Below are 22284 nucleotides of genomic sequence, written 5' to 3' on the forward strand. Positions count from 1 at the left end.
ATGCATCTTTTATATGAAGAGGGTGGTGACATCAAGGTCGCCACAGTCCAGTCCGCCTCGGGCGCTGGTGACGCTGAGTCTTGGCAAGCGACTAGCCTATCCGGTAAAAAGATCAAACTAAAAGCTAAAGAAGTTTGGCTACGCTTTGATAAGCCAGAGCCACAGACATTAATGGATGAGGCAAATGCTTTATCTCAAGAGATTGATCTGCAGTTCTTATGGGACTGTGCACCTGATGAAGAATTTGGTTTAGTCGATGTTGCTCATGAGTACTTTGGTGCACAGGCAAGTATTCCACAACAAACTGCATTAGCAATTGCCTTACAAGGTGCCCCGGTATTTTTCCGTCGCAAAGGGCGTGGGCGTTTTCAGCGAGCGCCATTAGAGCAGTTGCAAGCCGGTTTGGCTGCGCTTGAGCGCAAGCAAAAGGAACTGGAGCAGCAAGCTGCATGGCAACAAGAGTTGGTGGCTGGCGTGTTTCCAGAGACGCTCAAGTCTCAAGCAAATCAGTTATTGTTTTCTCCCGATAAAAATACCTCAGCTTACAAAGCATTAATTGCTGCTTGTACTGAGGCAGGAGAATCCCCTGCCCAATTGATGATCCGCTGTGGCGCTATTGATTCGCTATTGCAATATCACCAAGGCATGTTTTTAAAGGCCCATTTCCCTCAGGGTGCTGCACATAATCCAAGCTTGGTAGTGGACCAGGCTGTATTAGACGTCATCATTTCAGAGTTACCGTTAGCTGAAGTGAGTGCTTTCTCGATTGATGATTCGGGCACTACTGAGATTGATGATGCTTTATCGGTTACTGCACTTGAGGGTGGCGGACATCGTATTGGCATTCATATTGCTGCCCCTGGTTTGGTGATCGCTAAGGATGATGCTTTAGATAAGGTCGCACGCACGCGTATGTCGACCGTGTACTTTCCTGGCGACAAAATTACGATGTTGCCCGATGCGGTGATTGCGCAGTTCTCATTGGATGAGGGCGCCGCTCGCCCAGCTTTATCGATTTATGTGGATATCGATTCGACTGGAATAGTGGATAAGGAATCTTTGCAATTACGTGCCGAGATGGTTCCGATGGGATCAAATCTTCGTCTGGAAAATTTAGAGCATTTGGTGACGGAAGAAAGTCTGGCTGATGAATCATCTGACTATGCGTATCGTCAAGAGCTCAGTGTGTTGTGGACTGCAGCAAAGTTATTACATGCGGGACGTCAAGAGCAGCGCGTAGCTAGTGGATTGCGTGCCGAGCAATTAGGAGTCTTAGATCCCAAGGCCTTAGCGAGAGACTTTCATTTTCAAATCAAAGAAGTAGATGGATCGCAGCGAGTAGATATTACTCCCCGTCAGCGCGGCTCCATCCTCGATACCATCGTTGCCGAGTGGATGATTTATTGCAATAGTGCCTCAGGGCGCTTGCTGGCAGATCATGGGGTACCTGGTTTGTTCCGCACCCAAAAGGGTTGGGGCCCGTTGCGTACACGCATGCAGACGACACCTGGTCCTCATGAAGGGCTGGGTTTGGAGTATTACGCTTGGTGTACATCGCCATTGCGTCGCTATTCAGATTTAGTGAATCAGTGGCAGTTAATTGCGATAGCAAAACATGGCATCACCGCCAAAATGGTGGCACCATTCCCGCCGCGAGATGCCGCCTTGATGGGTATCGCAGCGGATTTTGAAGCTTGCTATTCAGCCTATGGTGAATACCAGGACCGTCTTGAGAAATATTGGTGCTTACGTTGGGTTTCTCAGGATGAAGTTCCTAAGCAGGTATTCGTAAGGCACCTTAAAGAAGGAATGTCGCGTGTTGAACCTATTCCACTGCATTTACCAATCCCAGAATTGGCTACCCACCCGCGTATGACCAGAGCCGAAGTAAATATTGCTGATGTAGATCTCCTGCAACTGACTGCGGGGGTAAGAGTGCTTCATGTCGAGACACCAGAAGTTCCTGAGAGTGATGCAAGTCCAACCTAAGTTTGCTCAGTTAGTGGCGCGCTTAGATGGGGGTTGGTATCGCTATCCATTTGCTTATGCGCTAGGCCTCTCTATTCTGGCTCACCTTATCTTTTTATCCTTTCGCTGGGGCATTGGAGAAATAGAAAATCGTCGTTTAAATACACCGCTGAGCGTTGTTTTGGTGAATGCTAGCAATCAAGTGGCACCCAAGGAGGCCAATAAATTGGCGCAAGCGAATTTGCATGGAGGAGGCAATACTGCCAAGCAAGATGCCAGTGCGCTTCATCGCGCAAGACTTGGTGCAGATGCCCGCCTAGAAGTTTTAGAGAAACAGCAAAAACAAATGCTAGCTAAGCTTGAAGCAGATCGAGCACTGGCAGGTGGTCGTAAAAGTGGTGATGAGCAAAAAGCAGTATCCCAACTGAACTCTTTAGAAGCAGAGCTGGCTAAGCGTTTGCAGGCCAATGGCCGCGAACCCCGACGTAAGGTCTTGACTGGAGCTAGCACCAAGGCGGTTGTATTTGCGCAGTATTACGATGCTATGCGTCAAAAAATCGAGGCCTATGGGAGTGCATTTTTCCCACGAGCTAACGGACGTCCTCTATATGGCAGTTTGGTGATTGTGGTGAGTGTCGATGCCCAGGGACGGATTGCGAATAATGCTCAGGGTAAAGATGGTCTGAGTATTGGGCGTAGTTCTGGCAATCCCGAGTTAGATCGTCAGGCCTTAGCGATTGTGCGTGCTTCTGCCCCCTTCGGAGTTTTCTCTGCAGAAATGCGCAATCAGATCGATATCTTGGATTGGGTGTCTACTTTTGATTTCACAAGAGATGGATCTAATCGCTTAGATCTACGTCCTTAATTCAGTAGACGCCACTCAATTTCGCTTATCCTGTAGTCACTATGAGTCAAGCTACTTCCGCCGATTTGCATATCAATCCTACCGACTTTCACGGAGTGGATGTTTATGCGGTCGCGGGTAATCCAATTTCGCACAGTAAATCACCCGTCATCCATAAGCGGTTTGCTGAGCAGTCAAATCAAAAAATGCACTACGGTTGTTTACAGCCTTCACTTGATCAATTTAAAACCGCTGCACAAGCCTTCTTTGCTGCTGGCGGCAAAGGTATGAATGTCACTGTGCCATTTAAATTGGATGCTCAGGCTCTTGCAGATGTATTAACACCTCGTGCGCAGCTCGCTGGCGCTGTAAATACTCTACGCATTGAAGATGGAAAAATTTTTGGTGACAATACTGATGGCGCTGGTTTAGTTAGAGACCTATTGGCGCAGGGTATTCAGATTAAAGGAGCTCGAATCCTATTATTGGGGGCGGGTGGCGCTTGTCGCGGAGTGCTTGGCCCATTGCTAGAGCAGTCACCAAAAGAGCTAAAAATTGCCAATCGATCCAATGCCAAGGCCGATGAACTGGTTCACTTGTTTAGTGATGTAGCTGGCTCATTTAATGTTGCGCTACAAGCAGTCTCTTTAAGTGTTCTTGAGGATGCTGGTAAGACCACATCCCCTTTTGATCTTATTATTAACGCTACTGCAGCAGGCTTATCCGATGCATCACCGATTAGCGATGCGGCAGCAAGCAATATTTTTACTCCAAAATCTTTCGCCTACGATATGGTCTACGGCAAGATCACCGCCTTTATGCAGCAAGCATTACATCGCGGTGCACGGGTAAGCGATGGCTTGGGCATGCTAGTAGAGCAGGCTGCTGACGCCTTCTTAATTTGGCGTGGTGCTACGCTTGCTAATGCGATTGATCCTCGCGTCGTATTGGCAGAACTTCGTACTTCCTAGTTTTTAGCTGAGCTTCGATGCGCTGGCTTTCTTACCTTCTGAAATGCTTGTTGGGTAGTTTTATTGCCATGCAGATTTACTTTGTCATTCAGCTTGGTTTGTGGGTAGTACTGGACCCAAGCAGGACTGCATTTCAGAGGGCAGAGCGTTGGCGCCTTTGCGGTCTGTCTTGGTCTTGCCCTGTGCAGTCAAGCTGGGTTCCTTACGACAAAATCTCTGCCAATCTCAAACGTGCTGTTTTAGTGAGCGAAGACGATATCTTTTTTCAGCATATGGGTGTTCGGGTGGAGGATATGAAAAAAGCTTGGACTAAGAACTCACAGCTTAATCAGCAGGGTGGTAAATCCAAAACCGCTTTACGTGGTGGTTCCACAATCACACAGCAACTAGCGAAGAATCTTTTTCTCTCTTCCGAACAGAATTATTTTCGCAAAGCGCAAGAGCTGATTATTACGGGCCTACTTGAGGTTATGCTATCTAAGCAGAGGTTGTTCGAGATTTATCTAAATTCAGTAGAGTGGGGCGAGGGCATTTTTGGTATTGGTGCGGCTTCTCAACATTACTACGGAATAAAACCGGCATCACTGAATCGCGAACAGGCGGCAGCCTTAGCCTCTGCATTACCAGCCCCAAAATGTTTCGACAAAGCGCAGTATTGCCGCAAAGCTAATATTCATTTCCCAACAAGACAAGACTTTATTTTGGAAAATATGGATAGAGTGGCTCTAGCGCCAACTCCAAAACCAAAGATGCGTTAGGTCTGCTGTAGGTTGACCCGACTTCTTTTATTTGCTGGCTGCTGCTCTTAATGCGTCTCTCGTAGTGATGGCCACTTTTCTAGCTGCTGCAGCAAAATCACTACCTGAGCTTGCATACAAGATTGCTCTGGAGGAGTTGATCATCATCCCTATGCCCGGTTTGTCGGAGATTTTTCCGGCCTGAACAGTAGCATCGATATCACCACCTTGAGCGCCAATACCTGGAATAAGCAAAGGCATTTCGCCCACAATCACTCGCACCTTGGCAATTTCCTCGGGGAAGGTTGCGCCAACCACGAGGCTGATTTGGCCTGAGTTATTCCACTCTTTTGCAGCGAGTTTGGCAACGTGCAGATAAAGCGGTTCACCATTCGGGCCCACATTCAAGAACTGAAGGTCTGACCCTCCCGGATTGGAGGTGCGACATAAAACAATCACGCCCTTGCCGGCATGTTTTAAATAAGGCTCTATTGTGTCAAAGCCCATATAGGGGTTGACGGTAACCGCATCTGCACCATAACGTTCAAAAGCCTCTAAGGCATAGTGGTCGGCAGTGCTGCCGATGTCACCACGCTTAGAGTCCAAGATGACTGGGATATGGGGGTACTTATCTTTCAGGTATCTAGTCAGCTTTTCTAGTTGGGCTTCAGCCCTTTGCGAAGCGAAGTAGGCAAACTGGGGCTTAAAGGAGCAAGCGGTATCCGCAGTGGCATCAGCGATCTCGCGGCAGAACTCAAAAATCCCTTCAGGCTTACCCTGAAGTACAGTGGGTAAGCGCTTCGGATCTGGATCAAAGCCCACGCACAACATGCTGCCTTGGGAAGCCCATGCGGACTGGAGTTGCTGGCTAAAGGTATTTGGGCTTGAGTTCATTGGAATTGAGCTTATTTTAGTGAAACTGTCATGATCTATAGGATAAACTAGCGACCATTCCTTAGGAGTTCACCATGATCAACTTGTTCGTCCTGCAAAATGGCCGCCTCTCTCAAGAGCAAGTGGAAGATCGCAATGAATTGTTGCAATACTCCAACCCTATCTGGATCGATGTGGTTGACCCTGAAGAGGAAGAGCTCCTGTGGATTAAAGAGGCTTTTGGCGTTCTTTTGCCTGAATTAGATGATTTGGGTGACTTAGAAGCTTCTGCGCGGTATTTCGAGGCTGATGACGGCCATCTCCATATTCGTACCGACTTCTTGTTGGATGAGGAAGAAACTTCTCGCAACGTGCGAGTCGCTTTCGTGATGACCAAGCAAGTCTTGTTCTCTATTCATGATGAAGATTTGCCGGTATTCCGTTTGGTGCGTTTGCGTGCTCGTTTGCGCCCAGGTTCAGTGAGTAATGCAAAAGACGTTTTGCTGGATTTGTATTCCACTGATGCTGAATATTCTGCCGATGCTTTGGAAGAGGTTTATGAAAACCTCGAGCAAGCCGGTAAGCGTGTTCTGCAAGATGACATTACTGATAATGATGCAGAAGAAGTGCTCGAAACGATTGCTAAGGAAGAGGATACCAACGGACGTATTCGTCGTAATGTGATGGATACCCGCCGGGCATTATCTTTTTTAATGCGTAGCAAATTATTGTCTGATGAGCAGCAAGAAGAAGCGCGTCAGATTTTGCGAGATATTGACTCACTTGAAAACCATACCGCGTTCTTGTTCGATAAGATTAACTTCTTAATGGATGCGACAGTTGGTTTTATTAATTTGAACCAAAGTAAGATCATCAAGATATTCTCGGTGGTATCCGTCGCCTTAATGCCACCTACTTTATTGGCGAGCGTATGGGGTATGAACTTCCGCTACATGCCTGAACTAGAGCAGACTTGGGGTTATCCAGTTGCCATTATTTCTATGGTGATCTCTGCGATGATTCCATTGGGCTACTTCCGCCATAAGGGCTGGCTAAGCTCACGCTAATTCTGTAGTGCTGCCTTATTAGGCGTTTTTGGGTTTCAGTATTTCCAAGAATTGAGATAAGGCAAAATCCCGCGCCTGTTCTCGTACGATTTGACGATCGCCCTTGAAGTGTTTGGTCAGTGTGACGGTATTGATGACATCATTTCCAATACTCTCTTTAATTGCCCAGCCAAAGCAGACGGTACCAATCGGTTTTTCTGGTGAGCCACCTGTTGGCCCAGCAATGCCAGTAATAGAGATAGCGGCATTGACATGTGCATTGTGTAGAGCTCCCTCAGCCATCGCTTTAGCAACTTGCTCGCTGACCGCGCCAAAAGATTCAATTATTTCTACTGGAACATCTAAGCATTCAGATTTTGCAGCATTGCTATAGGTGATGTAGCCTCGCTCAAGCCAATCGCTGGAACCGGCTAAATCCGTTAGGGTAGCGCAGACAAGGCCTCCAGTACAGGATTCAGCTAAGGCAATTTTCCAACCCCGGCTTGTTAAGGTAAGTGCAACAGCTCTCGCTAGTTCATGCTGGGGATCGTTATTATTTTTCATAAGATATAGCTCAATCCTATATGTAAAAGCGTCAGGGCGATGAGAGTGAAAAAAGCTGCAGCTAAATCGTCAGCAATGATTCCAAAACCACGCCAAAGCTTTAAACCAAAACTGGAAGGGGTGGAATTATCACTATCCTCTAATTGTTTAAAGTGACGATCAATCATTCCAATCGGTCCTGGCTTGACGGCATCAAAAAATCGGAAGAGTGAAAATGCCACAATTTGCACCCATAAGCTTGCCGGCATGATGAAAGCCAATACGAGCCAAAAAGCGACAACTTCATCCCAGACAATTCCACCAAAATCTTTTTTACCCAACTCTTCGCTAACTTGTCCGCAGATCCAGCAACCCAGCGCAATTCCTATGCCAATGGTCCACAGCCAGGCTTCGGTAGATAGAAAATACTCACCCACTAAGAATGCGGCCCAGGCCCACAGGGTTCCTGCGGTACCAGGTGCAAACGGCGCTAAACCGCTGCCCATGCCAAACGCCAAGGCGCGGCTGGGTTTGCTAAACACCCACTTAAAACTGGGGATGAATGTGGAGGCGCTGGGTGTATTGGCTTGGGTATTCATGCAAAGTGATCAAAGGACTTCATGAGTAAATTGGCTTCTTGAGTATCCAACTCTTTTGCATCCTTATCGATGATGCGTATCTCAGGTGTTGCGTGTTGCATGGATTTGATGCTGCCAATTTGTGTGAGTGGAAGATTGAGGTCGGCACTGATTTGGGTAATGACATTCCGTTTGCTAATTGGGGCGGTGAAGCACAGCTCGTAATCATCTCCTCCATTTGCGGCGAATTGGTTTTGGATTACCTGCGATTGCTTGAGTAGCGTGCTGGATTTTGGAATCCGGTCTAAAAAGATTTCGGCACTTTTTCCAGACTCCTCTAGGATGTGTTTGAGATCGCCCAATAGGCCATCAGAGACATCTAAAGCAGAATTGGCTAAACCTCTTAAGGCAATGCCTAAATCCAGTCTAGGAGTTGGGCGATGCATATGCGCTTCAATTTCCCTCAAATCTTCTTTTGTTAATTCAATTTCATGACGCAGTGCAGCAAGAGTAAGTCGGGCATCACCCACAGTTCCTGAAACCCAAATGTCATCGCTTACTAATGCCCCCGATCTACAAATGGCTTTGCCTTTTGGGATGCTGCCAAAGGCGGTGATGCAAATATTGAGTGGACCAGCAGTGGTGTCACCACCAATCAATGGACAGTTATATTGATTTGCAATAGCAAATAAGCCCTTGCTAAAGGCTTCTAGCCAGGCTGAATCAGGCCCTGGTAAGGCTAGTGCCAAAGTGAAGCCCAAAGGCTTGGCGCCCATGGCTGCTAGGTCTGAGAGGTTAACAGCTAGGGCTTTCCAGCCTAGCCACTCTGGATTGGCGTCAGGGAAAAAGTGTCGTCCTGAGACCAGCATGTCGCTGGTGATAGCAATTTCTTCAGTAGGGTCAATTTTGAGTAGCGCACAGTCATCACCAATTCCCAATTTCACCGAGCCGGGATTGTTCGCAAGCATGAGTTCTGACTGCGTTTTAAAGAAACGCTGAATCAGGTCAAATTCGCCAAGTCGAGAGATTTGAGATTGCATGCCCCATTTTATGGCTCTTGGGACTCTTTCATCTGAGAGGAATAGAATTAGAAGCTTGAATACGTCTGATAGATGAGTGAACTGATGAGCAAACCAAGCAATAGCAGCAAAGAACAACAAATAGCGGATTTAAGAGCAGCCGCCCTCCACTATCACGAGTTTCCCGTTCCTGGAAAAATCGAAATTGCTCCAACTAAGCAGTTAACTAATCAGCGAGACTTAGCGCTTGCCTACACCCCTGGCGTTGCAGCAGCCTGCGAAGAAATTGCCAAGGATCCTGCCAATGCATTTCGTTACACAGCACGCGGCAATTTAGTAGGCGTGATTACGAACGGTACCGCAGTATTAGGTTTGGGAAATATTGGACCATTGGCAAGTAAGCCAGTGATGGAAGGTAAAGCAGTTCTCTTTAAGAAATTTGCTGGCATTGATGTTTTCGATATCGAGGTTAATGAAAACGATCCAGATAAATTAGTTGAGATCATTGCTGCACTTGAGCCTACTTTTGGCGGTATCAATTTAGAGGACATCAAAGCACCAGATTGTTTTGTAGTTGAGCGCAAACTACAGGCTCGCATGAAGATCCCAGTTTTTCATGATGATCAACACGGAACTGCGATTGTGGTCGCTGCTGCAATTCTGAATGGTTTGAAAGTAGTTGGTAAAGATGTCGCTAACGTGAAGCTAGTAACTTCAGGTGCTGGTGCTGCTGCATTAGCTTGCTTGGATTTGTTAGTTGACCTTGGCATTCCTCGTAAAAATATTTGGGTTACTGATTTGGCTGGTGTTGCATACAAGGGTCGCAAAGAACTTATGGATCCGGAGAAAGAGCCATTCTGTCAAGAGACTGATTTGCGCACTTTAGATGAAGTGATTGAAGGCGCTGATATTTTCTTAGGCCTTTCTGCTGGTGGTGTATTGAAGCAAGACATGGTGAAAAAGATGGCTAATAAGCCATTGATCTATGCCCTAGCAAATCCAACCCCTGAGATTCTTCCTGAAGAAGTAAAGGAAGTTCGTCCTGATGCAGTGATGGCAACTGGCCGTACTGATTATCCGAACCAAGTGAATAACGTATTGTGCTTTCCATTCATCTTCCGCGGTGCACTGGATGTTGGTGCTACCACCATCACTCGTGGCATGGAAGTCGCAGCAGTTAAGGCTGTGGCGGAGTTAGCGCAAGCAGAGCAAAGCGAAGTGGTGACCTCTGTATATGGTATTGAGAATTTGTCTTTTGGCCCAGAGTATTTGATTCCGAAGCCATTTGACCCTCGTCTGATTACTGTTATTGCACCTGCGGTTGCTAAGGCTGCAATGGATGATGGTGTTGCTCAACGTCCGATTAAAGATTTTGACGCTTACCGTAATCAGTTACAACAATTTGTGTACCACTCTGGTACTTTGATGAAGCCACTATTTAGCATTGCTAAACGTGTGCCTGCCGCACAAAAACGTATCGTGTTTGCTGAGGGTGAGGATGAGCGTGTATTGCGTGCAGTACAAATCATCATTGATGAGCATTTAGCGACGCCAATTTTGATCGGACGCCCAGCAGTTATTGAGCATCGAATTGGCAAGTTTGGGTTGCGTATTAAAGCTGGCGAAGACTTTGAGATCGTCAATCCTGAGAACGATCCACGCTATCGTGATTTTTGGCAAACCTATCTAGGTTTAACGGAGCGCAAAGGCGTTACTGAATCTTTTGCTAAGTTAGAAATGCGTCGTCGCAATAGTTTAATTGGTTCAGTGATGATTACCAAAGGCATGGCAGATGGCATGATTTGTGGAACTGTCGGTAACTTAGCAACCCATTTGAAATACATTGATGAGGTGGTGGGTCAAGAGCCGGGCGCCAATGTTTATGGCGCCATGTCTGGATTGATTTTGCCAGGTCGCCAAGTGTTCTTGGTGGATACCCATGTCAACATCGATCCAAGTGCAGAGCAATTGGCTGAATTGACATTGATGGCGGCAAGTGAAATGCGTAAATTAGGTCTAGCGCCTAAAGTTGCACTATTGTCACACTCCAATTTTGGTTCAAGCAGTGCGCCTTCCGCAGTGAAGATGCGTGAAGTATTGGCATTGATTCAAAAAGCAGATCCAACCCTTGAGGTTGATGGTGAAATGCATGGTGATAGCGCTTTGGATGAAACTATTCGTGCCAGCGCCGTTACTTCATCTCCATTAAAGGGTGATGCTAATTTGCTAGTGTTGCCAAATATTGATGCCGCAAACATTTCCTACAACTTGCTAAAGACAGCTGCTGGTAACGGCATTGCAATCGGACCATTACTACTCGGTGCCGCTAAGCCGATTCATATCTTGACGCCATCAGCTACTGTGCGTCGCATCGTCAACGTCACTACTTTGGCGGTAGTTGAAGCGGCAAGTAACGCCAGGGGCGTGGCTTAAGAAGTAAGAGTAAGCTTTTATTTATGTTAGTTAGCGATAACTAACATAAATAATTATTATATAAATCAATGGTTTATATAAAATGTGCTGTAATTGGGCTTGATTTGATGGCGTGTTAAGGGTAACCTAGCACCCATCATGAATAATCGCTCTGAAAACGGCACTACAGTAAGCTTCGACGAACACAGTCGCGCTGAAAGTTGGGATAGTAATGATCGACTTGAAACCGAGTCCTCTGCTGCCAATATATATGCCGAGGGTGGCTTATCTCGTTTACAAACCTATGCAGCAAATCAAGTTTCGGGGAAAAAAGTGACAGCTTCTTGGCGTGCCGCTTTGGCCGTTCGCGATGCCGGACCGCCGGCAATGTTGCGCAGTGTGCGCCCTAATATTGTGCAATCTATCCGTGCTTTCCGTACTCCTGACCTCCAGGAGGCTGCTACAGAGCTTGGCCAACACTTCATTTACGCCAATTGCGCAAATGCAATGACTAAAGGCGAAGTATTGGAAGCGATTGCTATTGCTTATACATTTACCAAGCAACAAGCGAAGAATTTCGATCCTTTGCTAGATGCTTTGACAACCACGGTTGATAAGTCTGGTCCACAACCAGGTTTCGTTGTAGTGCTCGAAGGCCTGCCTTGTACACAGAAGTTCGACAAAGAGGCTCGTGAAACTTTACTAGATGTATTTCGTGATGCCGTGGACTTTTGGTCTGAGCGTCGCACACCGTATCGCGTGTTCTACTCTTTTGCCTAAATCAGTAACTCAGTAATTATTAAGCTTAGTACCAAGAAAACAGCATAAATCGCCTCTATTTGAGGCGATTTTGCATTTCTGGATCCCAAATGCTGTGAACGGCAGTGATCGCCACAATTCCAGCAGTCTCGGTTCGCAATACCCGGTCACCTAGAGAAACAATCTGATATCCAGTGGCTTGAGCTTGAGCCTCTTCCTCTGGAGAATGCCCACCCTCGGGCCCGATCATCAAAATAATATCCTGCGGTGGACTCTCAATTAATACTGAATACAAGCTTTTGTCAGTATCTGGGCTTAATAGTAGCTTAAGTGGGGCTTTTTGTGGCTTTTGTAGATAACTTTCAAAACTTTGAACGGGCTCTACTGAAGCTAAAACTGTGCGATCACATTGTTCGCAGGCCGCCTGAATAATACCCTCCCAGTGGAGGAGGCGTTTTTGCGCCCGCTCGGCATCGCTAGAGCGCGTCAATTTAATCACTGAGCGCTCGCACTGCAGCGGTGCAATCACTTGAGCGCCGGTCTCTATGGCCTTCTCAACGACCCAATCCATCTTGTCGCCACCAGCCAGACCTTGCGCCAAAGTAATGGCATAGGGGCTCTCACGATGGGTGTCGAGGCGAATATCACTCAACTCTGCTTCCCCAGATTTATTGCTCAGGGAAAGGAGTTTTGCCTGGGCAACTTGGCCTTTGCCATCGAAGATGGGGAAGAATTCACCAACCTGGATGCGGCGTACCCGCAAATGATGGGCGAGCTCAGGGGTGAGGGTATTTGGCTTTTGGGTTTCCCATGGCCCGGGAAGATAAAATTGAGGCATTACTGAAATATAGCTAATTAATTTCCTAGAGACCCAATTTACGATGTCAAACCTTCAAATTCGTATGGCAAATGCCATTCGCGCTTTATCCATGGATGCAGTTCAACAAGCCAATTCTGGCCACCCTGGAATGCCAATGGGTATGGCTGATATTGCGGTTGGTCTTTGGAATGAGCATTTGCAACATAACCCAACAGATCCACATTGGATGAATCGCGATCGCTTTGTTTTATCAAACGGTCATGGCTCCATGTTGTTGTATTCCTTATTGCACCTCACGGGTTACGACTTGCCGATGAGCGAGTTAAAAAATTTCCGTCAATTGCATAGTAAAACTGCTGGCCATCCTGAATATGGAATTACTCCTGGAGTAGAAACAACTACCGGACCATTAGGTCAGGGTATTTCAAACGCAGTGGGTATGGCGCTGGCAGAGAAATTATTGGCAGAAGAATTTAATCGCCCTGGCCATGACATTGTTGATCACTACACCTATGTATTTTTAGGTGACGGTTGTTTGATGGAGGGCATCAGTCATGAAGTCTGTTCACTAGCCGGCACACTCAAGCTTAATAAGTTGATAGCGCTGTGGGATGACAACGGCATCTCAATTGATGGCAAGGTCGTTTCTTGGTTTAACGAAGATACGCCAAAGCGTTTTGAGGCATACGGTTGGAATGTGATTCGTGATGTTGATGGTCATGATGCAGAGGCTGTATCTACCGCAATCGCTAAAGCGAAGAAGAGTGACAAACCAACCTTGATCTGTTGCAAGACAGCGATTGGTCAAGGCTCGCCGAATATGGCTGGTAGCGATAAGGTGCATGGCTCCCCATTGGGTGCAGCTGAAATTGCAGCAACCCGTGTTGCATTGAACTGGCCGTATGCCCCGTTTGAAATTCCAAATGATATTTATGAAGCTTGGGACTTTAAGAAACGCGGTCAAGCTGCTGAGCATGAGTGGAATAAAGAATTCCAAGCCTACAAAAATAAATACCCAGAACTGGCTTCTGAATTACAGCGTCGCATGCAAGGTGACTTATCTAAAGATTTCTCTAAAACATTAGATGCTTATTTAAAAACTTGCGAAACCAAAGCAGAAACCATTGCTACTCGCAAGGCAAGTCAAAATGCCATCGAGGCATTAGCTCCTGCATTACCGGAATTCATGGGCGGCTCTGCTGACTTAACAGGCTCTAATTTAACCAACTGGCCTTCATGCAAAGCGGTGCGTGGTGATCAGTGGGGGAACCACATTAATTACGGTGTGCGCGAGTTTGGTATGAGTGCGATCATGAACGGTATTGCTTTACATGGTGGTTACATCCCATTTGGCGGTACGTTCTTAACTTTCTCTGATTACAGTCGTAATGCATTGCGCATGGCTGCATTGATGAAGTTGCGTAGCATCTTTGTCTTTACGCATGACTCTATTGGCTTGGGTGAAGACGGCCCAACCCACCAGTCTGTTGAGCACGTAGCAAGCTTGCGCCTTATTCCAAATCTGATGGTTTGGCGTCCATGTGACACCACTGAGAGTGCGGTTGCATGGGGTGCTGCGATTGAACGTAAGCATGGTCCAAGCGCTTTGATTTTCAGTCGTCAAAACTGCCCATTTGTATCGCGCAATAGCCAGCAAGTAAAAGATATTGCACGCGGTGGATATGTCTTGCGTGATCCGAAGAAATCCAAAATCGATGCAGTGATTATTGCTACGGGATCTGAAATTGCTTTGGCATTACAAACTGCAGAGCGTTTAGAGAATGAAGGTTTTGGAATTCGCGTGGTGTCAATTCCATCAACTACCGTGTTCGATCAACAAGATGCTGCTTACAAAGCAAAAGTATTGCCGGCTGACGTTCCGCGCATTGCTGTTGAAGCCGGTGTGACTGATTTCTGGTGGAAGTATGGTTGTGCAGCTGTGCACGGCGTTGATACCTTTGGTGAGTCAGCTCCAGCGCCAGTGCTCTATGAATATTTTGGTTTAACAGTCGATCAGATTGCTAAAACAGTGAAGCAATGCATCGCAAAGAAATAGAAAAGACAAGAAGCAAAGTATCGATTTAAGAATTCAAAATTAGCAAGGGGAATGGAATGACAATTCGTGTCGCAATTAACGGTTATGGCCGTATTGGCCGCATGGTCTTACGTGCATTGTATGAAGATCAAGTCAATGGCAAACCAAGACGTGATATCAAAATCGTGGCGATTAATGCTATGGGCGATATCGATATCAATGCACACTTAACGCAATATGATTCTGCGCACGGTCGTTTTCCTGCTGAAGTAAAAGTAGATGGTGATTGCATGGTAGTTAATGGCGATCGCATCAAAATGTTCTCGACCCGCAATCCTTTAGAAACACCTTGGGGTGAGTTGGGTGTGGACTTGGTGCTCGAGTGCTCCGGCAAGTTCACCTCAAAAGAAAAAGCCATGGTGCATATCTCTCAGGGCGCGAAGAAAGTATTGATCTCTGCTCCCGGTGAAAAAGATGTGGATGTCACAATTGTTTACGGTGTAAATCAGCAAGTTCTCAAACCAGGCGACGTCGTGGTTTCTAACGCGAGCTGCACGACTAACTGTTTAGCGCCTTTGGTTAAGCCATTGCTGGAAAAAATTGGCATCGAGTCAGGCTTGATGACAACGATTCATGCATTTACAAATGACCAGGTTCTGACTGACGTGTATCACAAGGATATGCGCCGTGCGCGTTCTGCTGTGAGCAGCATGATTCCAACCAAGACCGGTGCTGCAAAAGCGGTTGGTTTGGTGTTGCCAGCTTTGGCGGGACGCTTTGATGGTTTTGCAATGCGCGTGCCCGTTATTAACGTTTCTGTCGTAGATTTAACCTTTGCTGCCAGCCGCGCTACTAGCGTGGACGAAGTGAACTCTATCCTCAAAACAGCGAGCGAGGGCGAATTGAAGGGTATTTTGGGTTTCAATACATTGCCTCTGGTGTCAATTGACTTCAATCACGATCCACGCCCAAGTATTTATGACGCTTCCCAGACTCGCGTGTCAACAGACGGCAAGTTGGTCAAAGTCTTGGCTTGGTACGACAACGAGTGGGGCTATTCAGTCCAAATGCTTAATGCCGCTGAAGCATTGATGGCTGTAAAGTAAGTAATTGATGGGGTTTTATGGCTAAAAGAGCTTAAAATCTTACTTTGTAGTTCAAAAAGACCTCAATTGAGGTCTTTTTTCATTATCTGAGCTTATCTTTCAAAGATTAGACTTTTAATTTATTGCGGCAATTCTTCTTTTGGCAGTGGCCATACATCGCTAAAGAGTGCTCCTGGAGCTTAAAGCCCAGGTTTTTGGCAATATCGCGCTGCCTTTTCTCAATTGCCTCATCGACAAACTCTTCAACATGGCCGCAATCCAGGCAAACCAAATGATCATGGTGCTGACCCTCATTTAGCTCATAAATAGCCCTGCCATCCCCTTTGCTTGACTCAAAATGACTGCGGAGCAAGAGCCCTGCCTGTTCAAACTGGGTGAGTACCCGATAAACCGTGGCTAAACCAATTTCTTTGTCATCCTTAGCTAGGGCCATAAAGACATCTTCGGCGCTAAAGTGCGTGCCACTATTTTGATGAAAAAAGTCCAGGATTTTCATGCGTGGACCGGTTGCCTTGAGGCCAATGTCGCGTAAATCTGCTGGAGTCGGATTTTGGTTCATATTCATGGGTTTGGGAGCTAAAATCAATGTCTTAATGATACGGCCTGCCATGCAAAATTGCCCTCAACTGTTTACCCGTCTATTGAACTCCATTTTTGGGGCTCTTGACCTTGCTCGATCAGGGCTGGTTATTGTTGCTGTGAGTTCAGTAATGATCGCTACGGGCTGCACCAGCGCCGTTGATGACACGCAACGCGCCTGGATGAATAAAGTCTTTAGACCTTATGTTCCTGATGTGGTGCAAGGCAACTTTATTTCTAGCGAGCAATACGCCAAGCTCTCAGTGGGCCAAAGTCGCGAACAAGTCCGTCAAATTTTGGGCACACCTTTACTGGCTAGTTATTTCCATGCCAATCGCTGGGACTACGTTTTTGAATTTAAGCGTGCTGGTCAGCAAATGAGTAAAGAGCGTCGTGTCACTGTATTTTTCGAGGGCGATAAATTGGTGAAGTTCCAAGGCGATGCCTTACCAACCGAGGTTGAATTGGTTGCTGAGATTGATGGCTATGCAAAAACCAAGCGCTCATTCTGGGATGTCATGACCGGATCAAATAAACCCCCGGTAACCCCGCCTTTGCAGCAGCCAGAGTTGCTGGTGCCTAGCCCAACAAATAACCTGCCTGCTGGCGCGCCAGTTCCTGCGGCTCCTGCAAGTAGTTCTTTTTGGGACTTTTTTAGCTTCTCAAAAAAATCGTCAGATGCCCAGCCTGAGCCCCAACCCTTAGGCCCAGGCACTCTCAATATTCCGCAGGCTACTGAAGCGAAGTAAAGATAAAGTTGTATTGATGTCGAATGATTTTTTCGACAACCTTGAATAAGAAACGAAGATACAAATGATGAAAATCGCAATTGCTGGTGCAACCGGCCGCATGGGAAAAATGTTAATCGAGGCTGTGCTCAATTGCGCAGATGCTGAGCTCGTGGGCGCGCTTGAGCATGAGTCTTGCTCGCTGTTAGGTGAAGATGCTGGCGCATTCTTAGGTAAAAAAACTGGCGTAACTATTACATCGGATATTTCAAAGGCTTTGAATGGTGCTGAGTTCTTAATTGACTTCACACGACCAGAAGGAACGATGGCTCACTTAGCTGTGGCGCAAAAGACGGGCAGCAAAATGATTATTGGTACCACTGGTTTGAGCTCAGAACAAATTGGTAGTCTGAAAAAAGCATCTGCCAATTTAGCGATCGTATTTGCGCCAAATATGAGTGTGGGTGTCAATGCGACATTTAAGTTGCTAGAGATTGCTGCCAAGATGTTGAACGAGGGTTACGACATTGAAATCATTGAAGCGCACCATCGCCATAAGGTAGATGCCCCATCAGGTACGGCACTGCGAATGGGTGAAGTGATTGCAGATGCGCTTGGTGAGAAATTAGATGATGTAGCTGTGTATGCTCGCGAAGGCCATACCGGCGAGCGCAAAGCTGGCTCAATTGGTTTTGCCACTATTCGTGGTGGAGATATTGTGGGTGATCACACTGTCTTATTTGCAGGCGAGGGTGAGCGCATTGAGATTAGCCATAAGTCTTCTAGCCGCCAATCTTATGCGCAAGGATCATTGCGTGCCGCACGTTTCTTGCAGGCTCAGAATTCCGGCTTGTATGACATGCAAGATGTTCTTGGCCTGCGTAAGTAAAAAACAAGTAAGTTGAGTAAATCAGAATAGAAGAAAAGAGTTGTATTGAATGAGCAAGGATTACGATCACCGCAGAATTGAAGCTGCAGCACGCGCTGATTGGGAAAGCGCGCAAGCTTACAAGGTAGCTGAGAACGCAGTTGATGCTTCTGGCAAGCCAAGACCAAAATACTACGCTTGCTCCATGCTGCCTTACCCATCCGGTAAGTTGCATATGGGTCACGTTCGCAACTACACCATCAACGATGTGATGGCGCGACAACTGCGCATGCAGGGCTATAACGTACTCATGCCAATGGGCTGGGATGCGTTTGGTATGCCCGCTGAAAATGCAGCGATTCAGAATAAAGTGCCGCCAGCTAAATGGACATACGACAACATTGCTTACATGAAAAAGCAAATGGCAGCGATGGGTCTTGCGATTGATTGGTCGCGTGAAGTGGCTACTTGTAGTCCTGACTACTATCGTTGGAACCAATGGCTCTTTTTGAAGATGCTTGAAAAAGGTATTGCCTACCGCAAAACCCAAGTCGTGAATTGGGATCCCATCGATCAAACCGTATTGGCAAATGAGCAGGTGATTGATGGACGCGGCTGGCGCTCCGGCGCTTTGGTGGAAAAGCGCGAAATCCCGGGCTACTACTTCAATATCACTGCTTATGCAGAACAATTGCTTTCTGGTCTAGATAATTTAGGTTGGCCTGAGCGCGTCAAGACGATGCAGCAAAATTGGATTGGAAAAAGCCGCGGTGTCCGTTTTGCTTTTAAGCATGAGATTGCTGATGCAAACGGTAATTTTGTTCAAGATGGTCAGCTACATGTCTTTACAACCCGTGCTGACACCATCATGGGTGTTACTTTCTGCGCCGTTGCTGCGGAGCATCCATTAGCAACATTGGCGGCAACCAATAATCCTGAGTTATCTGCATTTATTGAGAAATGCAAAACCGGTAGCGTAATTGAAGCTGATCTTGCTACTCAAGAAAAAGAAGGTATGTTCACGGGTCTATATGTGACGCATCCGCTGACTAATGAGCCAGTACCGGTTTGGGTTGGTAACTACGTACTGATGTCCTATGGTGATGGCGCTGTCATGGGTGTGCCTGCGCATGATGAACGCGACTTTGCATTTGCCCTCAAATATGACTTACCTATTAAGCAAGTGATTGCTTTGCGCACTCCATCGGATATGTTCAACACTAGCCACTGGCAAGATTGGTATGCGCAGAAGGATGATGTCGTTTGTCTCAATAGTGGCAAATACGATGGCTTATCGCACGAAGAGGCAGTTGAGGCAGTGGCAAAAGATTTAGAGCAAATGGGTATTGGTGAAATCAAAACCACTTACCGTTTGCGCGATTGGGGTATCTCACGCCAGCGTTATTGGGGTACACCAATTCCGATTATTCATTGTGGCGATGAGAGTAATCCTGGTTGCGGTGCTGTGCCAGTGCCCGAGGCAGATTTACCAGTAGTGTTGCCCGAAGATTGCGTGCCAGATGGGAGTGGTAATCCGCTCAATAAGCGTGCCGACTTCCTGAATGTGAAATGTCCAAAATGTGGCAAGCCTGCACGTCGTGAGACTGACACTATGGACACCTTCGTGGATTCTTCTTGGTACTTCATGCGTTACACCGGCCCAGATGCGAATACCATGGTCGATGAGCGTAACGAATACTGGATTCCAATGGATCAGTACATTGGTGGTATTGAGCATGCGATTTTGCATTTGCTCTATGCACGCTTCTGGACTAAGGTCATGCGTGATCTCAATCTCATTACTTTTGATGAGCCGTTTCAGAATTTGTTGACGCAAGGTATGGTGCTCAATGAGACTTATTACTCTGAAGAAGCATCCGGTAAAAAGACTTGGTTAAATCCTTTGGATGTAGAGCTCGAGTTGGATGAAAAAGGCCGCCCTCAAAGCGCAAAATTGAAGGGTGATGCTTCTAGTGCCCCCGTCATTATTGGTGGCGTTGAGAAGATGTCTAAGAGTAAGAATAACGGCGTTGATCCTCAAGCTTTGATTGATCAATATGGCGCGGATACTGCGCGTTTATTTGTGATGTTTGCTGCCCCTCCTGAGCAACAGCTGGAGTGGTCTAGTGCCGGTGTAGAGGGTGCCTCACGCTTCTTGCGCCGTGTTTGGATGTATGCCAGCAGTCAGGCTGATGCAATCCGCGCTGCCTCTGAAGTATTGCCAAGTGATTTAAATAATGCTGAAAAAGAATTGCGTCGTGAAGTGCACACCATTCTGAAGCAGGCTAACTTTGATTATCAGCGTCGTCAATACAACACAGTAGTTTCTGCAGCAATGAAGATGCTGAACGTCTTAGAGCCTGTGAAATTAGGCGACAAGACTACAGTGAGGCCCGCCGTACTGCGTGAGTGTTTAAGTATTTTGATCCGAGTGCTGTATCCAGTGGTTCCGCACTTGACGCATGCTCTCTGGAATGAAATTGCTTGCGATCAATCTTTTGGCAGTCTATTGGATGCACCATGGCCTGCAGTAGATGAAGCTGCGCTGATAAAAACTGAGCTGACCATCATGTTGCAAATCAATGGCAAGTTGCGTGGCGATATTCGTGTGCCTGCGGATGCCACTAAAGAGCAAATTGAGGCTTTGGCATTACAAAGTGAGCCTGCTATGAAAGCATTAAACGGCGCAGCTCCTAAAAAGGTGATTGTGGTACCAGGTCGCTTAATCAATATTGTTGCCTAGATACTTGCAAATTACTTTGAATAGAAACTAAACACATGCGCGTAAATCAACTTCGACGTACTCTGCTTGGGTTTCTCGCTCTAGCCCCAGTCAGCGGGCTGATCGCCTGTGGCTACCGCTTACGTGGCATGGTGGATTTGCCCTACAAAGTCATCGCGATTACTGGTAGCCCATCACCCCCTCTGAGAACGGATCTACAGACAGCTATCTTGACTGGTACTGATGCAAAGGTGGCCATCAACCCTAAAGATGCTGACCTTACTTTAGAAATCACGAGCGATCTGAATGGTCGTGAGATCTTGGCTTATAACTCGAATGGTCAAGTTTCTGCCTATCGCTTAAATATACGTGTTGGGTTTAGGGCTTATGACAATACTGGGGCAGATGTCGTACCCGAAGCAGAAATTTATATGACTCGTGATATGGACTTCTCGGTATCGACTGTTTTGGCAACCGATGTCCAAATGCAACAATTTCTGTCTTTGATGCGTCGAGATCTTGCTGTGCAAATTCTGCGTCGTGTTGCTGCAACTGCCCGAGCTCCACGGCCTAAAAGTTTTTAAAGAATGACGATCCAATCGCATGGTTAAGAGCGATGCCCTACAGGTTCACTTGAAGTCTCTGAATTCAGTCGCTTCATTAAAGCCCCTGTACATATTTAGTGGTGATGAGCCTCTCCTCATGATGGAGGCGATGGATCAATTACGTGCCACTGCGAAAAAAATGGGTTACACCGACCGTGAAGTTTTATTGCAAGAGCGCGGGTTTGATTGGACCGCCTTATTAAGTGCGGGCCAAACTATGTCTTTGTTCGGAGATAAGCGCTGGGTTGAGTTACGTATACCAATAGGTAAGCCTGGCCGCGATGGTGCGGACGCACTCAAGCAGTTCTCCGCTCAAATCGAGTCTCAGCCAGTTGGACCCGAGGGGCCGGATACGATTTTTTGCATCATCCTGCCTAAATTGGATGGCAAGACTAAAACTTCTGCTTGGTTTACTGCTTTGGATGAAGCAGGTATGGCGATTCAGTTGGATTCCTTGGATCGCAGTCAATTGCCGCAATGGATTGCGGGACGACTCAAGAAGCAGGGTCAAGAAGTGCAGTCAGGTCCAGATGGGCAGCGTGCCTTGGCTTTCATTGCTGAGCAGGTAGAGGGAAATCTTATTGCCGCTCATCAAGAAATTCAGAAGCTGGGTTTATTGCATCCTGCTGGCGTACTTACCGAGGAACAAATTCGGTCAGCAATCCTGAAGGTGGCTCGCTATAACGTTTTTGAACTAACTGAAGCGATGTTGGCTGGTGATCTGCCTCGCCTCAATCGCATGCTAGACGGCCTCAAAGGCGAGGGTGAGCCTTTGGTTTTAATTCTGTGGAGCGTAACTGAAGAGCTTCGGATACTATCGAAACTAAAGGCAGCAAGCGATGCTGGAGAGTCTGTGCAGAACTTAATGCGCACTAACCGCATTTGGGGCAATAAAGAGCGTTTATATCCGATGGCCTTAAAACGGGTGCAGCCTTTAAAGTTGCGCAGAGCAATGCAGCTAGCTGCAGGTTTAGATCGTCAGGCTAAGGGATTGCATGCGGCGGAATTGCCAGCAGATCCTTGGGATGGCTTGCGTTTAGTAGGCAATTTATTGCGCTAGATACATCAATA

General features: G+C 46.9%; 20 protein-coding genes. 14 read left to right on the forward strand and 6 right to left on the reverse strand.

Annotated elements, in window-relative coordinates; genetic code table 11:
• From GQ359_RS01105 to mtgA, 4 genes are read left to right on the forward strand one after another with little or no spacing between them, the layout of a single operon-like run.
• Complete coding sequence (locus GQ359_RS01105) at window positions 1-1989, forward strand: ribonuclease catalytic domain-containing protein (RefSeq protein WP_215387135.1); 1989 nt, start codon at window positions 1-3, stop codon at window positions 1987-1989.
• A complete protein-coding gene (locus tag GQ359_RS01110) occupies window positions 1943-2833 on the forward strand; it encodes an energy transducer TonB (protein WP_251367894.1) in 891 nt (296 codons plus the stop codon). The genes GQ359_RS01105 and GQ359_RS01110 overlap by 47 nt, the downstream gene beginning before the upstream one ends.
• A gap of 41 nt (window positions 2834-2874) precedes the next feature.
• Entirely contained in the window at window positions 2875-3783 is a 909-nt protein-coding gene (aroE, locus tag GQ359_RS01115) for a shikimate dehydrogenase (protein WP_215387136.1), read from the forward strand.
• Between the two features lie 17 nt (window positions 3784-3800).
• The gene (mtgA, locus tag GQ359_RS01120) at window positions 3801-4541 is read left to right on the forward strand and encodes a monofunctional biosynthetic peptidoglycan transglycosylase (RefSeq protein WP_215387137.1); all 741 of its coding nucleotides are present in this window, start codon (window positions 3801-3803) and stop codon (window positions 4539-4541) included.
• A 27-nt stretch (window positions 4542-4568) separates the two neighbouring features.
• On the opposite strand, the gene pyrF is transcribed toward mtgA, so the two are convergent.
• Window positions 4569-5414 (reverse strand): orotidine-5'-phosphate decarboxylase, encoded by an 846-nt coding sequence (pyrF, locus tag GQ359_RS01125; protein WP_215387138.1) that lies wholly within the window; start codon window positions 5412-5414, stop codon window positions 4569-4571.
• 74 nt (window positions 5415-5488) lie between these two features.
• Between pyrF and corA the strand changes: the two genes are divergently transcribed.
• Window positions 5489-6460 (forward strand): magnesium/cobalt transporter CorA, encoded by a 972-nt coding sequence (gene corA / locus GQ359_RS01130; RefSeq protein WP_015420400.1) that lies wholly within the window; start codon window positions 5489-5491, stop codon window positions 6458-6460.
• A gap of 18 nt (window positions 6461-6478) precedes the next feature.
• Here corA and GQ359_RS01135 read toward each other — a convergent pair whose 3' ends face one another.
• From GQ359_RS01135 to thiL, 3 genes are read right to left on the reverse strand one after another with little or no spacing between them, the layout of a single operon-like run.
• A complete protein-coding gene (locus GQ359_RS01135; protein ID WP_215387139.1) occupies window positions 6479-7003 on the reverse strand; it encodes a CinA family protein in 525 nt (174 codons plus the stop codon).
• Window positions 7000-7581 (reverse strand): phosphatidylglycerophosphatase A, encoded by a 582-nt coding sequence (locus GQ359_RS01140; RefSeq protein ID WP_215387140.1) that lies wholly within the window; start codon window positions 7579-7581, stop codon window positions 7000-7002. The genes GQ359_RS01135 and GQ359_RS01140 overlap by 4 nt, the downstream gene beginning before the upstream one ends.
• Window positions 7578-8600: a thiamine-phosphate kinase gene (thiL, locus tag GQ359_RS01145; RefSeq protein ID WP_215387141.1), complete on the reverse strand. Its 1023-nt coding sequence runs from the start codon at window positions 8598-8600 to the stop codon at window positions 7578-7580. The genes GQ359_RS01140 and thiL overlap by 4 nt, the downstream gene beginning before the upstream one ends.
• An 84-nt stretch (window positions 8601-8684) precedes the next feature.
• Between thiL and GQ359_RS01150 the strand changes: the two genes are divergently transcribed.
• Window positions 8685-11012 carry an NADP-dependent malic enzyme gene (locus GQ359_RS01150; protein ID WP_215387142.1) on the forward strand — a complete coding sequence of 776 codons (2328 nt, stop codon included), beginning with the start codon at window positions 8685-8687 and terminating at the stop codon, window positions 11010-11012.
• A gap of 138 nt (window positions 11013-11150) precedes the next feature.
• Window positions 11151-11771: a barstar family protein gene (locus GQ359_RS01155; protein WP_215302474.1), complete on the forward strand. Its 621-nt coding sequence runs from the start codon at window positions 11151-11153 to the stop codon at window positions 11769-11771.
• A gap of 55 nt (window positions 11772-11826) precedes the next feature.
• Here GQ359_RS01155 and GQ359_RS01160 read toward each other — a convergent pair whose 3' ends face one another.
• Window positions 11827-12588, reverse strand: coding sequence for a 16S rRNA (uracil(1498)-N(3))-methyltransferase (locus tag GQ359_RS01160; protein WP_215387143.1), 762 nt, complete (start codon window positions 12586-12588; stop codon window positions 11827-11829).
• 43 nt (window positions 12589-12631) lie between these two features.
• Between GQ359_RS01160 and tkt the strand changes: the two genes are divergently transcribed.
• Both tkt and gap read left to right on the forward strand, forming a co-directional pair.
• Complete coding sequence (tkt, locus tag GQ359_RS01165; protein WP_215387144.1) at window positions 12632-14626, forward strand: transketolase; 1995 nt, start codon at window positions 12632-12634, stop codon at window positions 14624-14626.
• A gap of 56 nt (window positions 14627-14682) precedes the next feature.
• Window positions 14683-15711, forward strand: a complete 1029-nt coding sequence (gene gap, locus GQ359_RS01170; RefSeq protein WP_215387145.1) for a type I glyceraldehyde-3-phosphate dehydrogenase — start codon at window positions 14683-14685, stop codon at window positions 15709-15711.
• A 106-nt stretch (window positions 15712-15817) separates the two neighbouring features.
• Here gap and fur read toward each other — a convergent pair whose 3' ends face one another.
• A complete protein-coding gene (gene fur / locus GQ359_RS01175; RefSeq protein ID WP_215387839.1) occupies window positions 15818-16270 on the reverse strand; it encodes a ferric iron uptake transcriptional regulator in 453 nt (150 codons plus the stop codon).
• A 49-nt stretch (window positions 16271-16319) separates the two neighbouring features.
• Here fur and GQ359_RS01180 point away from each other — a divergent pair, with 49 nt between their 5' ends.
• The 5 genes from GQ359_RS01180 (at window position 16320) to holA (ending at window position 22273) form a co-directional block, all read left to right on the forward strand.
• Window positions 16320-17039 carry an outer membrane protein assembly factor BamE gene (locus tag GQ359_RS01180; RefSeq protein ID WP_215387146.1) on the forward strand — a complete coding sequence of 240 codons (720 nt, stop codon included), beginning with the start codon at window positions 16320-16322 and terminating at the stop codon, window positions 17037-17039.
• A gap of 67 nt (window positions 17040-17106) precedes the next feature.
• The gene (dapB, locus tag GQ359_RS01185; RefSeq protein WP_215387840.1) at window positions 17107-17907 is read left to right on the forward strand and encodes a 4-hydroxy-tetrahydrodipicolinate reductase; all 801 of its coding nucleotides are present in this window, start codon (window positions 17107-17109) and stop codon (window positions 17905-17907) included.
• A 49-nt stretch (window positions 17908-17956) separates the two neighbouring features.
• On the forward strand, window positions 17957-20629 hold the full coding sequence (leuS, locus tag GQ359_RS01190; protein ID WP_215387147.1) for a leucine--tRNA ligase: 2673 nt from the start codon (window positions 17957-17959) through the stop codon (window positions 20627-20629).
• 35 nt (window positions 20630-20664) lie between these two features.
• Window positions 20665-21192, forward strand: a complete 528-nt coding sequence (lptE, locus tag GQ359_RS01195; protein WP_215387148.1) for an LPS assembly lipoprotein LptE — start codon at window positions 20665-20667, stop codon at window positions 21190-21192.
• A gap of 19 nt (window positions 21193-21211) precedes the next feature.
• Window positions 21212-22273, forward strand: coding sequence for a DNA polymerase III subunit delta (holA, locus tag GQ359_RS01200; RefSeq protein ID WP_215387149.1), 1062 nt, complete (start codon window positions 21212-21214; stop codon window positions 22271-22273).
• Window positions 22274-22284 lie beyond the last annotated feature (11 nt).

Source organism: Polynucleobacter sp. AM-7D1 (assembly GCF_018688455.1).
Classification (GTDB): Bacteria; Pseudomonadota; Gammaproteobacteria; order Burkholderiales; family Burkholderiaceae; genus Polynucleobacter.

Coding starts and splice junctions, on each gene's coding strand:
- GQ359_RS01105 (WP_215387135.1), top strand. CDS start 1: ATGCATCTTTTATATGAAGAGGGTGGTGACATCAAGGTCGCCACAGTC.
- GQ359_RS01110 (WP_251367894.1), top strand. CDS start 1,943: ATGTCGAGACACCAGAAGTTCCTGAGAGTGATGCAAGTCCAACCTAAG.
- aroE (WP_215387136.1), top strand. CDS start 2,875: ATGAGTCAAGCTACTTCCGCCGATTTGCATATCAATCCTACCGACTTT.
- mtgA (WP_215387137.1), top strand. CDS start 3,801: ATGCGCTGGCTTTCTTACCTTCTGAAATGCTTGTTGGGTAGTTTTATT.
- pyrF (WP_215387138.1), bottom strand. CDS start 5,414: ATGAACTCAAGCCCAAATACCTTTAGCCAGCAACTCCAGTCCGCATGG.
- corA (WP_015420400.1), top strand. CDS start 5,489: ATGATCAACTTGTTCGTCCTGCAAAATGGCCGCCTCTCTCAAGAGCAA.
- GQ359_RS01135 (WP_215387139.1), bottom strand. CDS start 7,003: ATGAAAAATAATAACGATCCCCAGCATGAACTAGCGAGAGCTGTTGCA.
- GQ359_RS01140 (WP_215387140.1), bottom strand. CDS start 7,581: ATGAATACCCAAGCCAATACACCCAGCGCCTCCACATTCATCCCCAGT.
- thiL (WP_215387141.1), bottom strand. CDS start 8,600: ATGCAATCTCAAATCTCTCGACTTGGCGAATTTGACCTGATTCAGCGT.
- GQ359_RS01150 (WP_215387142.1), top strand. CDS start 8,685: ATGAGCAAACCAAGCAATAGCAGCAAAGAACAACAAATAGCGGATTTA.
- GQ359_RS01155 (WP_215302474.1), top strand. CDS start 11,151: ATGAATAATCGCTCTGAAAACGGCACTACAGTAAGCTTCGACGAACAC.
- GQ359_RS01160 (WP_215387143.1), bottom strand. CDS start 12,588: ATGCCTCAATTTTATCTTCCCGGGCCATGGGAAACCCAAAAGCCAAAT.
- tkt (WP_215387144.1), top strand. CDS start 12,632: ATGTCAAACCTTCAAATTCGTATGGCAAATGCCATTCGCGCTTTATCC.
- gap (WP_215387145.1), top strand. CDS start 14,683: ATGACAATTCGTGTCGCAATTAACGGTTATGGCCGTATTGGCCGCATG.
- fur (WP_215387839.1), bottom strand. CDS start 16,270: ATGAACCAAAATCCGACTCCAGCAGATTTACGCGACATTGGCCTCAAG.
- GQ359_RS01180 (WP_215387146.1), top strand. CDS start 16,320: ATGCAAAATTGCCCTCAACTGTTTACCCGTCTATTGAACTCCATTTTT.
- dapB (WP_215387840.1), top strand. CDS start 17,107: ATGAAAATCGCAATTGCTGGTGCAACCGGCCGCATGGGAAAAATGTTA.
- leuS (WP_215387147.1), top strand. CDS start 17,957: ATGAGCAAGGATTACGATCACCGCAGAATTGAAGCTGCAGCACGCGCT.
- lptE (WP_215387148.1), top strand. CDS start 20,665: ATGCGCGTAAATCAACTTCGACGTACTCTGCTTGGGTTTCTCGCTCTA.
- holA (WP_215387149.1), top strand. CDS start 21,212: ATGGTTAAGAGCGATGCCCTACAGGTTCACTTGAAGTCTCTGAATTCA.